This window comes from Microbacterium sp. TPD7012 (genome assembly GCF_003075395.1).
Lineage (GTDB): Bacteria > Actinomycetota > Actinomycetes > Actinomycetales > Microbacteriaceae > Microbacterium.
The window spans coordinates 234,330-247,721 of the sequence record NZ_QDFV01000005.1; the positions used below are offsets into that span (position 1 = coordinate 234,330).

The following is a 13,392-nucleotide window of genomic DNA, read 5'->3' on the forward strand; positions in this document are numbered from 1 at the left end:
CCGAGTACGTGTGCGATCGTCGGCGCGCCATGCGCGCCTGGTGGCGATGCTACGCCTCCGCGGTGTCGGCATCCGGTCGGGATCGGCTCTCACCCACTGTTTTCGCGGCGCGTCAAGGCAGGAGATGCCCAGGATGGCGCGGGATACTGTCAGTGGAATACAAGACCCGGATGCCGGAACGAGGAGTGCGTGATGACGCTGGAGGTTCTCTCTCCTTCGTCCGCCCTGCTCGACGGACGCTATGTCCTCCAGGATCGGGTCGGACAGGGCGGCACCGCCACCGTCTATCGCGCCGAGGACACCTACGTCGGACGGACCGTCGCGATCAAGATGCTCCACCGTGGCGAGGGTGCGCTGCGCAACGCCGATCGCGCGCGGACCGAGGAGGCCCTTCTCGCCTCGCTGAGCCACCCCTCTCTCGTCGCGCTGTTCGATGCGCAGCTGCGGCGACGGCGTCCGCAGTACCTGGTCATGGAGTTCGTCGACGGTCCGACCCTCGCCGAACGCATGGCTGCGGGACCGGTGCCCGCCCGGCAGCTCGCGCATCTGACGCGCGATCTCGCCGAGGGCCTGGCCGCGGTGCACGCCGCCGGCATCGTCCACCGTGACGTGAAGCCCTCGAACGTGCTCCTCGCGCCCCGTCGCACCCGCCGCGGAGGACAGTGGGCCGCGAAGCTCGCCGACTTCGGCATCGCCTGCGAGCTCGACGATGCGCGGATGACCTCGTCGGGACACGTGCTCGGCACACTCACCTACATGGCGCCGGAGCAGCTGCGCGATGCCGACCCCGGCACCGCGGTCGACATCTTCGCCCTCGGCCTGGTGATGCTCGAAGCCCTGACGGGTGAGGCCGGATACGCCGCGCTCGGGACGGGCCGCGTCGCCGCGATCCGACGCCTGACCACGAAGCCGTTCATCCCGGCCTCTGTCGATCCCGACTGGCGACGGCTGCTCGAGCACATGACGCGCCTCGACCCGCGCGAGCGCCCGACGGCCGTCGAGGTGGCCCGTGCCGCTCGCGCCCTGGTGCGCGGGGACCGGCGCGTGGAGCTCAGCGCCGCCTGACCCCTGCGGATCCTGCCTCGACAGGTCGTCCCGACGCCGCGGGAGCCTGCAGGAAGCTCGTCCCCCACGCGACCACGATCGCCACGACCGCGATGCCCATCCCGACGATCACCGCGAACGCCTCTCCCCACTGCTCAAGTGCGATCCCGCCGGCGAGAGATCCGAAGGCGATCCCGACGTTCACCGCGGACGCCGGGAGTGACGCGGCGAGGGGCGCCCCGGGACCGGCGAGAGCCACGACGCGATGCTGGATCGACGGGGCTGTGCCCATCCCCAGCATCCCGATCCCGAGCACGGAGAGTCCCACGATCCACGGGTTTCCGCCGAACAGCAGCAGGGCGCCCAACGAGATCAGCACACCGAGGGCCCCGACGATCAGCATCCGTGCGGCGTTCGCATCGGCGAAACGCCCGCCGATCGCCGATCCGAGAGTGGTCGAGATCCCGTAGACGAGCAGGTAGACCGTGACGAGCGGGCCGGTGAGTCCGGTCAACTCGGCGAGGAACGGAACGAGATACGTGATCGCCGCGAGCATCGCCGCGAAGGTGAGGAAGCTCACGCTCAGCACGGCGAGCACACGGGGAGCGAAGGCATGCCGCGCCTGTCCGACAGCGCCGCTGCCCGCGTCCGTCGGGACCGACGGCAGCACGACGAACAGCACGACGAGCACCGCGGCCGCGACGATGACGACCGCGACGAACGATCCTCTCCAGCCGACCGACTGCCCGAGCAGGGTCCCGATCGGAAGGCCGAGCGCGCTCGATGTCGCGAACCCCGAGATGACCACCGACATCGCGCGGCCGGTGCGCTCCGGCGGCACGATCGACGTGGCAGTCACCATCGCCGCGGCGATGAACAGGCCCTGCGCGGCACCGATCACGACGCGTGCGACGAGGAACATCGGGTAGTCCGCGAACAGCGCGGGCAGCAGATTCGCCGCCAGGAAGACGGATGCCGTCGCCAGCAGCACCTGCCGCCGGTCGAAGCGCGTGGTGAGGAAGGTGAGCAGTGGCCCACCGATCGCGAGCCCGAGCGCATTGGCGGTTACGAGCGCTCCCGCAGCAGCGAGCGAGACCGACAGATCGGCGGCGATGAGGTCGATCATCCCGACGACGAGCATCTCGGCGCAGCCCATGACGAATGCTCCGGCGAACAGCGCCGCCAATACGGCTGCCGGGCGGACGCGCTTCCGGGTGGTCGCGATCATGATCTCTCCTCGCTGTCTGCAACTCCACAGTTGCACAAAGAGTGCCCTAGTGCAACCCCCAAGTTGCAGTTCGATGCTCCCGTGGCAGTTGTGGCGGGTGTTTCGGCCGCAGACCCGCCACAACTGCCACGGGAGCGCGACTCAGGCGACGTCGAAGCCGGCGGACGGCTCGACGATCTCGGCACCGTCGGCGAGGCCGTCCCAGGAGCGCGTGAGCCGGTCGAGCGACTCGGCTCGCGCCGACTGGAAGAACGTGCGGTCGGTTCTCGCGTCGGGTCGAGCCGGCGGTGGCGGCGGCATCCGGATCGTCGGCCCGGAGGAGCTGCGTGCGGCCACCTCGGCTCTGGCCTCCCGTCTTGCCGCGGCATCCAGCTACGCCTGATCGGGCGGGCGGTGTGCACGATTCAGCAAGAATGCGCTCGAAGCGCGAGCACCGTCGCGGATTCACTCGGAAGCCGGTTCTCGCCGCGGAGTTTTTTGCTGAATTGTGCACGCGGTGGGACCCGCATCCGGTCCCACACGCCCCGAATCCGGCCGCACCCGACCGCCGGTAGACTGGAACCGCCCCGCCGGCCCCTTCCTTTGGAGTGCGCGTGACCACCGCCCCTGCACCTGTCCACAAGCACGTCCCCGACTCCGTCGAGAACGCGATCGCGACGCCCGAGAAGGAGCAGCCGTACGGCGCCCTCGGCCTCAAGGATGACGAGTACGCGCGCATCAAGGAGATCCTCGGCCGCCGCCCCACGTCGGGCGAGCTGGCGATGTACTCGGTCATGTGGTCGGAGCACTGCTCCTACAAGTCGTCGAAGAACTACCTGCGCCGCTTCGGCCAGAAGGTCTCCGATGAGATGAAGGAACGCCTCATGGTCGGCATGGGCCAGAACGCGGGCGTCATCGACGTCGGCGAGGGCTGGGCCGTCACCTTCAAGGCCGAGAGCCACAACCACCCCAGCTTCATCGAGCCCTTCCAGGGTGCGGCGACCGGCGTCGGCGGCATCGTCCGCGACATCATCTCGATGGGCGCCCGCCCGGTCGCGGTCATGGACGCCCTTCGCTTCGGCGCGATCGACCACCCCGACACCGCCCGCGTCGTGCACGGCGTGACGAGCGGCATCAGCTTCTACGGCAACTGCCTGGGACTGCCGAACATCGGCGGCGAGACCGTCTTCGACTCGGTCTACCAGGCCAACCCGCTCGTGAACGCGCTCGCGGTGGGCGTGCTCCGCCACGAAGACCTCAAGCTCGCCAACGCGACCGGCGTCGGCAACAAGGTGGTGCTCTTCGGCGCCCGCACGGGTGGCGACGGCATCGGCGGTGCCAGCATCCTGGCATCCGATTCCTTCGACTCGACCGGCCCGACCAAGCGTCCCGCAGTGCAGGTCGGTGACCCCTTCGCCGAGAAGGTGCTCATTGAGTGCTGCCTCGAGCTGTACCGCGGCGAGCTCGTCGAGGCGATCCAGGACCTCGGCGCGGCAGGCATCTCCTGCGCGACCAGCGAGCTGGCGGCCAACGGCAACAGCGGCATGAAGGTCTCGCTCGACAACGTGCTGCTGCGCGACCCCACGCTCACGGCAGAGGAGATCCTCATGTCGGAGTCGCAGGAGCGCATGATGGCGATCGTCGCGGCCGAGAAGCTCGACGCCTTCCTCGAGGTCGTGAACAAGTGGGAGGTGGAGACCTCCGTGCTCGGCGAGGTCACCGGAGACGGCCGCCTCATCATCGACTGGCAGGGCGAGCGCATCGTCGACGTCGACCCCTCGACCGTCGCGGTCGACGGCCCGGTCTACGACCGTCCGGTCGCGTACCCGACCTGGATCGACGCGCTGCAGGCGGATGCCGCGGAGAACCTGCCCCGCTCCAACGACCCGGAGGTGCTGCGCGAGCAGTTCCTGAACCTGGTCGCGTCGCCGAACCTGGCCGACACGAGCTGGATCACCAACCAGTACGACTACTACGTGCTCGGCAACACCGCTCTCAGCTTCCCCGATGATGCCGGCATGATCCGCGTCGACGAGGAGTCCGGCCTCGGGTTCGCGATCTCCACCGACGCGAACGGCCGCTACTGCCAGCTCGACCCGTACGCCGGCGCGCAGCTCGCGCTGGCCGAGGCGTACCGCAACGTCGCCGTCACGGGCGCGGTGCCCACCGCCATCACCGACTGCCTGAACTTCGGATCCCCGGAGAACCCCGAGGTCATGTGGCAGTTCGGTCAGACGGTCGACGGCCTCGCCGACGGATGCTACGAGCTCGGCACCCCGGTCACCGGAGGCAACGTCTCGTTCTACAACCAGACCGGCGACGTGCCGATCCACCCGACCCCGCTCGTCGGCGTGCTCGGCATCATCGACGATGTCTCGCGCCGCATCCCCTCGGGGTGGCAGGACATCGGCCAGAACATCTACCTGCTCGGCACGACCTCGACCGAGCTCTCCGGTTCGGCCTGGGCCGACGTGGTGCACCAGCACCTCGGCGGACTGCCCCCGAAGGTCGACCTCGCCGGCGAGAAGCGCCTCGCGGGCCTGCTCTCGGCAGCACGCGACGAGTGGCTGATCTCCTCGGCGCACGACGTCTCCGAGGGCGGCCTCGGCCAGGCCCTCGCCGAGGGCGTCTCGCGCTTCGGCGTCGGCGCCCGCGTGTGGCTGAACGAGATCATCGAGCGCGATGGTGTGGATGCCGCGTCGGCGCTGTTCTCGGAGTCGACCGGCCGCGTCATCGTGACGGTGCCCCGCGAGGACGACGTGAAGTTCCGCGGCCTGTGCGAGGGTCGCAACTACCCGGTGCTGCGCATCGGCGTGACCGACAGCGAGCCGCAGCTCGAGGTGCAGGACGTCTTCACGGTCTCGGTCGACGAGCTGCGCGAGCGCTCGAAGGCCACGCTGCCGTCGTACTTCGGCCCGACCGTCGCGGAGCCGGCCGACTCCGGTCGTTGAGCGACAGAGGCGAGACGAAACGCATGAGCGAACTGAGCAAGCCCGACGACGACTACGGCGACCTGGGCGAGCCGCGCAACCGCCGCATCCGGATCATCGCCTGGACGGTCATCGTCGCGCTGATCCTCGGCGGCGGCGGCGCGACCGTGCTGACGCTGATCTTCGGCTGACCCGCGGCTCTGCCGCACTCACCCGGTCGCGGGGCTCGTCGACGCGCGCAGCACGACGGGTCGATTTCTCGTCCACAGCGAGCCGCTGAACGACCTTCTTCACCGACCCCGGCGAAGGGCGCCGGAATGGGAGACCCCCCTCGGAGGATGCAGAGCACCACGAGCAAAGGGGACCCCATGACCGAAGCGAAACTGGACCTGATCGCCCAGCTGCTGGCGAAGGCCGAGAGCACGACGCCCGAGGAGGCAGAGGCGCTCACCGAGCACGCCGAGCGGCTGATGGTGAAATACGGCATCGAGCAGGCGCGCCTCGACGAGCGCCGCGCCCGATCCGGTCAGTCCGGTGAGGAGATCGTCCAGGAGCGGATCGTCTTCACCGGCACCTACGCGCGCGACATGCGTGAGCTCGGCACGCGGGTGGCGCTGGCGCTCGACACGGTGCGCCCGTTGCACGCCGACCAGGCGGCCGGGTCGGTGCTCTACCTCGTGGGCTACGCCTCCGACGCGCAGCAGGCGCGCGTGCTCACCGCGAGTCTCGAGGTGCAGGCGATGGTGGCGATGCGGGCGTGGTGGGCCGCCCAGCGCGACAGTTACCGGTGGGGCACCGAAGGCGACAGGCGGCGCGCGCGCAGCGGGTTCATCCGGGGGTTCGCGGCCGGCGCGGCCGAGCGCATCGACGACAGCCGGCGCCGCATCATCGAGGAGTCCGGAAGCGGAACCGACCTCGTGCTCGCCTCCCGCCGCGAACGGGTGGACGCCGTGATCGACCGGATGCCGACGCGCCGAGCACGCGGGCGTCAGGGAGCGGATGCCGGGGCCTATGTGCACGGGCACCGCTCGGGTCGCGAGGCGCGAACCGGCGAGCGCGCCGTGACGCCCGGCCGCGGGGTCGCACGATGAGCCGACCGATGCGCACCGACGACGCGCACTGCGGCGTGTCGGTGCCTCTGCCTAGGGTGAGGGGATGACGACCGACCTGCGCGCACTCCTGCAAGAGCTGCGCGCGCAGGCGGCGGAACGGGTCAGCACTACAGCCGCGACCCTCGACGAGCTCACGCATGATCGCGAGGGCTCGAACGACGACGACGAGCATGACCCCGAGGGCGTCACCCTGTCATCCGAATGGTCGCGCCTGACGGGTCTGGCCGAGGCCGCGGCATCCGAACTGCGGCAGGTCGACGAGGCGATCGCTCGGATGGATGCCGGCACGTACGGCGTCTGCGCGAACTGCGGTCGGCCGATCCCGCCGGCGCGCCTCGAGGTGCGGCCTTTCGCCGTCCACTGCGTCGCCTGCGCCGAGAAGCTCGGCCGCTGAGCGCGATCGGCGTACCCTGAGGGCGTGAACGGAGGAGCCGTGACCATCCACCCCAGAGACGTGAGCCGCGACGAAGACATCGAGGGTCGTCTGCTCGGCTCGCCCGTGAGCATCATGCGCGAGTACATCACCACTCCGGGCCGCGGGCCTCGACTGCACCGGCATCCGTACGCCGAGACATTCGTGATCCACCACGGCCGCGCGCTGTTCACGGTCGGCGAGGAGCAGGTCGTGGGCGTGGGCGGGCAGATCCTCGTCGTCCCCTCGCTCGTCACCCATCGCTTCGAAGTGCTCGACGGCGGCACCTACGAGGCCACCCACGTGCATGCGAGCGACCGCTTCATCACGGAGTGGCTCGAGTAGATCCGGCCGAACCCGACGTCGGCGTGCGCGAGTAGCATCCCCTCATGGCAATCAGACTTGAGAACGTCGGCATCGCCGTGCGCGACCTCGACGAGACGATCTCCTTCTTCTCCGACCTCGGGCTCTCCGTGCTCGGCCGCGACGAGGTCAGTGGAGAATGGGCCGACACAGCCGTCGGTCTCGACGGCAACCACGCCAGGATCGCGGTGCTCCAGACGCCGGACGGCCAAGGGCAGATCGAGCTCTTCGAATACATTCACCCCGAGGCGATCGAGACCGAGCCCACGCTGCCCAACGAGATCGGGATGCACCGCATCGCCTTCGCCGTCGACGACATCGACGAGTCCCTGGCGATCGCCGCCCGGCACGGCTACCACCCGCTCCGTGGCGTCGCGAACTACCAGGACGTCTACAAGCTCACGTATCTCCGCGGCCCCAGCGGCATCCTGGTGATGTTCGCGCAGGACCTCACGAAGAGCTGAGCATCCCGCGCCAGATCAGCTCGGTCGCCGCCCGGAGGCGCGCGACCACCACCGGCTCGCTGATCCGATCCCCGCGCACGACCAGCCGTCCCAGCGGATGACGCCGCGGTCTGGCTACGATTCCCGTGTGGACAAGCAGACGACGACCGCGCTCCTCCGCGAGCACTTCTTCCCGCTCCTGAAGGGGCAGGGGTTCGCGCGCAACGGGGACGTGCTGCGCCGCGCCGACGACCCGGTCGTGCACGTCGTCGAAGTCGTGCACCAGCCACGGCGCGGCGTCTTCCGCATCGACGTGGGCGTGCATCTGACCCTGCTGGGCGACATCTCTCGCCACGTCATCGATCCGACGAAGATCCGCGAAGCGGACTGCGCCTGGCGGTCGTCGATCATCCCCGGGTTCCGCAACAATCACGACCCCGACTTCGTCTACGGTTCGACCGCCGAGCAGGCGCAGGAGTCGGTGTCGTTCCTCGTCTCGGAGTGGGACCGGCAGTCCAGCGCCTTCTTCGGCCGGCTCGCCACCTGGCCGCAGGACTTCCACGAGGCGGCGCGCGCGGCAGTGGTCGATCCTCCGCATCCGGCCCACCTGCTCACCTGGGCGCGGGTCGCGGCGCTGGCCGGTGACCTCGAGCTCGCCCGTCGCTGCGCCGAGATCTCCCTGCCGAGCGTGCCCGAGCGCGCGACCGGTCTGCGCGCAGATCTCGAGGCGATCGTGAACGACCCGAGCACGGCGGTGCCGCAGCTGCGCTGATGGTCCTCGGCGGTACGCGTCGTCGGGAGGAGTTCGCCGCGTCGGGCGGAGGTTTTCCGTGCGCACGTCCGCCCGACGGCGGGAACTCCTCCCGAACGAGTGGGCCGAGGCGATCCCTACCCCGCGACGGCCTCCGCGATCGCGGCACCGAGCTCGACCGTGGTCGCCGTGCCGCCGAGGTCGGGGGTGAAGGGCGCGGCATCCGCTCCGCGGGCGAGCACGTCCTCGATCGCGGCGAGCACGGCGGCTCCGGCATCCGGGTGGCCCAGGTGCTCGAGCATCATGGCGCCGCACCAGATCTGCCCGATCGGGTTCGCGATGCCGCGCCCGGCGATGTCGGGAGCCGAGCCGTGCACGGGCTCGAACAGGCTGGGGAAGTCCCCCTCCGGGTTGATGTTGGCGCTCGGCGCGATGCCGATCGTCCCGGTGCAGGCGGGACCGAGATCGGAGAGGATGTCGCCGAACAGGTTGCTCGCCACGACCACGTCGAACCAGTCGGGGTGCAGCACGAAGTTCGCCGTGAGGATGTCGATGTGGAACTGGTCGCGGCGCACCTCGGGGTAGTCGGCGCCGACCGCGGCGACGCGCTCATCCCAGTAGGGCATCGAGATCGAGATGCCGTTGCTCTTGGTCGCCGACGTCAGGTGCTTGGCCTCGCGGCGTTGCGCCAGGTCGTACGCGTAGCGCAGCACCCGGTCGACGCCGGTGCGCGTCATCACGGTCTCCTGCAGCACGAACTCGCGGTCGGTGCCCTCGAACATCCGGCCGCCGATCGAGGAGTACTCGCCCTCGGTGTTCTCGCGCACCACGTAGAAGTCGATGTCGCCCGGCTCACGACCGGCGAGCGGCGAGACCACGCCGGGCATGAGCCGCACCGGCCGCAGGTTCACGTACTGGTCGAACCCGCGCCGGAACTGGATGAGGCTCCCCCACAGGCTCACGTGATCGGGCACGACGTCGGGCCAGCCGACCGCCCCGAAGTAGATCGCATCGAAGCCGCGCAGCGTCTCGAACCAGTCGTCCGGCAGCATCCGCCCGTGCTGCTGCCAGTACGTCGCGCTCGCGAAGTCGAACTCCGTGAACTCGAGGTCGATGTCGAATCGGGACGCCGCGGCGCGCAGCACCCGCAGCCCTTCCGGCATCACCTCGGTGCCGATGCCGTCTCCGGCGATCACGGCGATGCGGTGGGTGGTCGTCATGGGGTTCCTTCCGGTAGCAGCAGGGCGATCGTTCCGGTCGAGGCGGGGGTCAGAGAACGTCGAGCTCGTCGGGGTGATGGCAGGCGACCCGGTGGGTGCCGCCGTGGTCTTCGAGCTCGGGCACCACCTCGGCGCACACCTCGGTGGCCTTCCAGCAGCGGGTGCGGAAGCGGCATCCGCTCGGCGGCGACACCGGACTCGGCACGTCACCGGTCAGCACGATGCGCTCGCGCGCCCGCTCGGCCCGCGGGTCGGGAACCGGGATCGCCGACAGCAGCGCCTGGGTGTACGGATGCCGGGGCCGCTCGTACAGGTCGTCGACGGGTCCTTCCTCCACGAGCTTGCCGAGGTACATCACTCCGACGCGGTCGCTGAGGTGTCGCACCACGGACAGGTCGTGCGCGATGAACAGGTACGTGAGCCCGAGGTCGCGCTGCAGATCGTCGAGCAGGTTCAGCACTCCGGCCTGCACGCTCACATCGAGGGCGCTGACGGGCTCGTCGAGCACGATCACCTCGGGCTCGACGGCGAGAGCCCTGGCGATGCCGAGCCGCTGCCGCTGACCTCCGGAGAACTCGTGCGGGAAGCGGTCGGCGTGCGCGGGGTTGAGCCCGACCTGCGCGAGCAGCTCCTCGACCCGGCGCTCGTGCTGGCCGCGGTGCAGCCCGTGGATCACGAGCGGTTCGGTCAGCGTCGCCCGCACGGACTTCCGCGGATTGAGCGAGGCGTACGGGTCCTGGAACACGAACTGCACGCGCCGGCGCAGCGCCCGCAGCCGCCCGCCCTCGACGCCGGTGATGTCATCGGCGCCGAGCCGGATCGAGCCCCCGTCGCTGGTCTGCAGGCGGGCGACGCTGCGGCCGAGCGAGGACTTGCCGCATCCGCTCTCGCCCACGAGGCCGAAGGTCTGTCCGCCGTCGATCGAGAGGCTGACGTCCGACACGGCCTGCACGACGTCGCGCGTGCGGCCGAAGAGACCGCCACCGACCTTGTACTCCTTGACGAGGTTCTGCACGGTCAGGCTCGTGCTCATGACGCCGCCTCCTTCTGCCATTCGTCCACGCGCACGCAGGCCGCTGTATGCCCGGAGCCCACCGGCACCGCGGGCGGAACCGCCGCATCGCACAGCCCCGCGACCGCGTGCGCGCAGCGCGGAGCGAAGCGGCACCCGGCAGGCCATGCGGTCGCCACCGGCGGCTGACCCGCGATCTGGTACAGCCTCTCGTCGCGCGACGCCCGCCGGTCGATCCGCGGCAGCGACGCCAGGAGCCCCGCCGTGTAGGGGTGCGCGGTTTCGTAGAAGAGCGGATCGACGTCGGCCGTCTCGACCAGCCCGCCCGCGTACATGACCATGACCCGGTCGGCGGTGCCGGCGACGACGCCGAGGTCGTGGGTGATGAGCAGCACCGTCGTGCCGGTGCGGCGTTGCACCTCGCGCAGCACCTCGAGCACCTGCGCCTGCACGGTCACGTCGAGCGCGGTCGTCGGCTCGTCGGCGATCAGCAGGTCGGGTTCGTTGGCGATGCTCATCGCGATCATCACGCGCTGGCGCATGCCACCCGAGAACTCGTGGGGATAGCGGTCGACGCGCAGTTCGGGCGAGGGGATGCCGACGACGTCCAGCAGCTCGATCGCCCGTGCCTTCCGCTCGGCCGTGGTGGTGTCGGGACGGTGCACGCGCACGGCCTCGATCAGCTGCTCGCCGACGCGCATGACCGGGTTGAGAGCGGTGAGCGCGTCCTGGAAGACCACGGCGATGTCCTTGCCGCGCACCTCGCGCAGCGCGGCATCCGACATCCCCACCAGCTCGGTGCCCCGGAATCTGATCGACCCGGTGACGACCGCCTTCTTCGGCAGCAGCCCCATGATCGCCATCGCGGTCATCGACTTGCCGGATCCCGACTCCCCGACGATCCCGACCGTCTCGCCCTCGCGCAGCACGAACGACACGCCCTCGATGGCCCTGGCGAGTCCGGCATCCGTCGGGAAGCTGACCGACAGGTCCTCGACCTCCAGCAGCACCTCGCCGCCGCTCACAGGTTCTTCCCCTGCGGGTCGAGCGCATCGCGCAGTCCGTCGCCGATGAAGTTCACGCACAGCACGGTCACGAGGATGAAGAGTCCGGGGAAGTACAGCAGGTACACCTGCGGGGTGCCGACGTAGCCGGCGGCCTGGCTGAGCATCGAGCCCCAGCTGGTCTGCGGCGGCTGCACCCCGAACCCGAGGAAGCTCAGCGTCGACTCCGCGATGATCGAGGATGCAACGGCCAGGCTCATCGCGACCACGATCACCCCGGCGAGGTTCGGCAGCAGGTGCGAGACGACGATGCGGATGCCGGATGCTCCGATGCCGCGTGCCGCGTCGATGAAGTCCTTCTCGCGGAGGGACAGCACCTGCGCCCGCACGACCCGGGCGATGTAGGTCCAGCCGAGCGCCGTGAGCGCGAGGACGATGGTCGTCGGCGAGGGCCCGAGGCCCTGCAGGATCACCGCGAGCAGGGCGATCGCGGGGACGATGAGGAAGAGGTCGGTGATGCGCATGATGAGCTCGCCGATCCAGCCGCCGACGTAGCCCGAGATCGCGCCGAGGGCCGTGCCGACGACGGTCGCGAGCAGGGCGACGGCGAGGCCGATCGCGAGCGAGATCTGGCCGGAGAAGAGGATCTCGCTCAGGTAGTCGCGGCCGAGCTCGTCGGTTCCGAGCCAGTGCGCCCCCGAGGGCGGGGTGGGCCCGGTGAGGAGGTCCTGGCGCCCCTGCGGATAAGGAGCGATCCAGCCGGCGCCGAAGCACGCGATCAGCAGGATCACCAGCACGATCAGGCTCACCACGCCGAGTCGGTGCCGCAGGAAGCCCTTCAACAGCTGACGGGTGGGCGCCTTCTGCGGCTCCTGCTCGGCGAGCAGCTCCTCGCGCCCCGCGATGCCGGCACCGCTCATGACAGTCTCACTCTCGGGTCGAGCACCGCGTAGGCGATGTCGGCGACCAGGTTGCAGATCACGACCGCCACGGCGACCACGATCATCCAGGGCAGCAGCACGAACACGTCGCCCGCGACGAGCGACTGCAGGAACAGACGCCCCATGCCGGGGATCGCGAAGATCTGCTCGGTGACCACGAGCCCGCCGATGAGGATCGCCGCATCCAGCGCGACGACCGTGACGAACGGGGCGAGCGAGTTGCGCACCGCGTGCCGCCAGATCACCTGGCGGCGCGGCACGCCCTTCGCCCGGGCCGTGCGCACGTAGTCGCTCGAGAGCGCATCGAGCATCGCGGCACGGCCGAACCGGCTCCACGACGCGATGAGGGCGATCATGAGCGCGGCGACGGGCAGGATCAGATGGCGGATGTAGTCGAGCACGCCGGTCTGCCCCGGCGAGTTGAGCCCGATGAAGTACAGCGGCGGCTCGCTGAGCCCGAACGCCTCCTTCGGCCAGACCGCGAACGTCTGGATGAGGATGAGGCCGAACCAGAACGCCGGCATCGCGATACCGAGGTACGAGGCACCCGTGAGCAGATTGTCGCCCAGGGAGTACTGCCGCACCGCCGAGTAGACGCTCACTCCGCCCGCGATGAGGACCGCGATCAGCAGCCCCCAGAACGCCAGCTGCAGCGTGGGCCACAGCGCCTCGCCGATCAGCGGGAGCACCGGGGTGCCGGTGCGGGTGCTCAGACCCCAGTCCCCGACGACCATCGACCGCAGCCAGAGGAAGTACTGCTCGGGGATCGAGCGATCCAGGCCCAGCCGCTCGATCTCGCGGGAGAGAGCGGTCGGATCCTGCGCCAGGCGGAGCTTGGCGAGGGGGTCGAACGTCGCTCGCACCGCCCAGAACAGCACGAAGGAGGCGACGAGGATCACCGGGATCGAGTAGAGCACCCGTCGTGTGATGAACGTGATCATGACGTCGCCTCC

15 protein-coding genes are annotated in these 13,392 nt (G+C 69.9%); 8 read left to right on the top strand and 7 right to left on the bottom strand.

What is annotated here, in order from left to right:
• Positions 1-192: 192 nt before the first annotated feature.
• Entirely contained in the window at positions 193-1,065 is an 873-nt protein-coding gene (locus DC434_RS15420) for a serine/threonine-protein kinase (protein WP_116636190.1), read from the top strand.
• Here the strand turns inward: DC434_RS15420 and DC434_RS15425 are convergent.
• Together DC434_RS15425 and DC434_RS19995 are read right to left on the bottom strand one after the other, a co-directional pair.
• The gene (locus DC434_RS15425) at positions 1,052-2,272 is read right to left on the bottom strand and encodes an MFS transporter (protein WP_116636191.1); all 1,221 of its coding nucleotides are present in this window, start codon (positions 2,270-2,272) and stop codon (positions 1,052-1,054) included. The two genes, DC434_RS15420 and DC434_RS15425, sit on opposite strands and share 14 nt — an antisense overlap.
• Positions 2,273-2,413: 141 nt before the next feature.
• Entirely contained in the window at positions 2,414-2,608 is a 195-nt protein-coding gene (locus DC434_RS19995; RefSeq protein ID WP_133192823.1) for a hypothetical protein, read from the bottom strand.
• 257 nt (positions 2,609-2,865) lie between these two features.
• Between DC434_RS19995 and purL the strand changes: the two genes are divergently transcribed.
• From purL to DC434_RS15460, 7 genes are all read left to right on the top strand, one after another.
• Positions 2,866-5,202 carry a phosphoribosylformylglycinamidine synthase subunit PurL gene (purL, locus tag DC434_RS15430; RefSeq protein ID WP_116636298.1) on the top strand — a complete coding sequence of 779 codons (2,337 nt, stop codon included), beginning with the start codon at positions 2,866-2,868 and terminating at the stop codon, positions 5,200-5,202.
• A 23-nt stretch (positions 5,203-5,225) separates the two neighbouring features.
• Entirely contained in the window at positions 5,226-5,372 is a 147-nt protein-coding gene (locus DC434_RS20180) for a hypothetical protein (RefSeq protein WP_165808094.1), read from the top strand.
• Between the two features lie 177 nt (positions 5,373-5,549).
• Positions 5,550-6,272, top strand: a complete 723-nt coding sequence (locus tag DC434_RS15435; protein WP_165808095.1) for a DUF2786 domain-containing protein — start codon at positions 5,550-5,552, stop codon at positions 6,270-6,272.
• A 64-nt stretch (positions 6,273-6,336) separates the two neighbouring features.
• Entirely contained in the window at positions 6,337-6,687 is a 351-nt protein-coding gene (locus DC434_RS15440) for a TraR/DksA C4-type zinc finger protein (protein ID WP_116636193.1), read from the top strand.
• A gap of 24 nt (positions 6,688-6,711) precedes the next feature.
• Entirely contained in the window at positions 6,712-7,050 is a 339-nt protein-coding gene (locus DC434_RS15445; protein ID WP_243408962.1) for a cupin domain-containing protein, read from the top strand.
• Positions 7,051-7,094: 44 nt separating this feature from the next.
• Complete coding sequence (locus tag DC434_RS15450; protein WP_116636194.1) at positions 7,095-7,532, top strand: VOC family protein; 438 nt, start codon at positions 7,095-7,097, stop codon at positions 7,530-7,532.
• Between the two features lie 127 nt (positions 7,533-7,659).
• Positions 7,660-8,283, top strand: coding sequence for a hypothetical protein (locus tag DC434_RS15460; RefSeq protein WP_116636195.1), 624 nt, complete (start codon positions 7,660-7,662; stop codon positions 8,281-8,283).
• A 116-nt stretch (positions 8,284-8,399) separates the two neighbouring features.
• Here the strand turns inward: DC434_RS15460 and DC434_RS15465 are convergent, their stop codons facing one another.
• From DC434_RS15465 to DC434_RS15480, 5 genes are read right to left on the bottom strand one after another with little or no spacing between them, the layout of a single operon-like run.
• Entirely contained in the window at positions 8,400-9,482 is a 1,083-nt protein-coding gene (locus tag DC434_RS15465) for a tartrate dehydrogenase (protein WP_116636196.1), read from the bottom strand.
• A 49-nt stretch (positions 9,483-9,531) separates the two neighbouring features.
• Entirely contained in the window at positions 9,532-10,515 is a 984-nt protein-coding gene (locus DC434_RS20000; RefSeq protein ID WP_243408963.1) for an oligopeptide/dipeptide ABC transporter ATP-binding protein, read from the bottom strand.
• Positions 10,512-11,519, bottom strand: a complete 1,008-nt coding sequence (locus tag DC434_RS20005; protein WP_133192825.1) for an ABC transporter ATP-binding protein — start codon at positions 11,517-11,519, stop codon at positions 10,512-10,514. The genes DC434_RS20000 and DC434_RS20005 overlap by 4 nt, the downstream gene beginning before the upstream one ends.
• A complete protein-coding gene (locus DC434_RS15475) occupies positions 11,516-12,418 on the bottom strand; it encodes an ABC transporter permease (RefSeq protein ID WP_116636197.1) in 903 nt (300 codons plus the stop codon). The genes DC434_RS20005 and DC434_RS15475 overlap by 4 nt, the downstream gene beginning before the upstream one ends.
• Complete coding sequence (locus DC434_RS15480; RefSeq protein WP_116636198.1) at positions 12,415-13,380, bottom strand: ABC transporter permease; 966 nt, start codon at positions 13,378-13,380, stop codon at positions 12,415-12,417. The genes DC434_RS15475 and DC434_RS15480 overlap by 4 nt, the downstream gene beginning before the upstream one ends.
• Positions 13,381-13,392: the final 12 nt, after the last annotated feature.

Bases quoted from the DNA above. Each gene is read 5' to 3' on its own strand.
- DC434_RS15475 (WP_116636197.1), bottom strand. From the start codon at position 12,418: ATGAGCGGTGCCGGCATCGCGGGGCGCGAGGAGCTGCTCGCCGAGCAG.
- DC434_RS20180 (WP_165808094.1), top strand. From the start codon at position 5,226: ATGAGCGAACTGAGCAAGCCCGACGACGACTACGGCGACCTGGGCGAG.
- DC434_RS20000 (WP_243408963.1), bottom strand. From the start codon at position 10,515: ATGAGCACGAGCCTGACCGTGCAGAACCTCGTCAAGGAGTACAAGGTC.
- DC434_RS15440 (WP_116636193.1), top strand. From the start codon at position 6,337: ATGACGACCGACCTGCGCGCACTCCTGCAAGAGCTGCGCGCGCAGGCG.
- DC434_RS15450 (WP_116636194.1), top strand. From the start codon at position 7,095: ATGGCAATCAGACTTGAGAACGTCGGCATCGCCGTGCGCGACCTCGAC.
- DC434_RS15420 (WP_116636190.1), top strand. From the start codon at position 193: ATGACGCTGGAGGTTCTCTCTCCTTCGTCCGCCCTGCTCGACGGACGC.
- DC434_RS15435 (WP_165808095.1), top strand. From the start codon at position 5,550: ATGACCGAAGCGAAACTGGACCTGATCGCCCAGCTGCTGGCGAAGGCC.
- DC434_RS15425 (WP_116636191.1), bottom strand. From the start codon at position 2,272: ATGATCGCGACCACCCGGAAGCGCGTCCGCCCGGCAGCCGTATTGGCG.
- DC434_RS15480 (WP_116636198.1), bottom strand. From the start codon at position 13,380: ATGATCACGTTCATCACACGACGGGTGCTCTACTCGATCCCGGTGATC.
- DC434_RS15465 (WP_116636196.1), bottom strand. From the start codon at position 9,482: ATGACGACCACCCACCGCATCGCCGTGATCGCCGGAGACGGCATCGGC.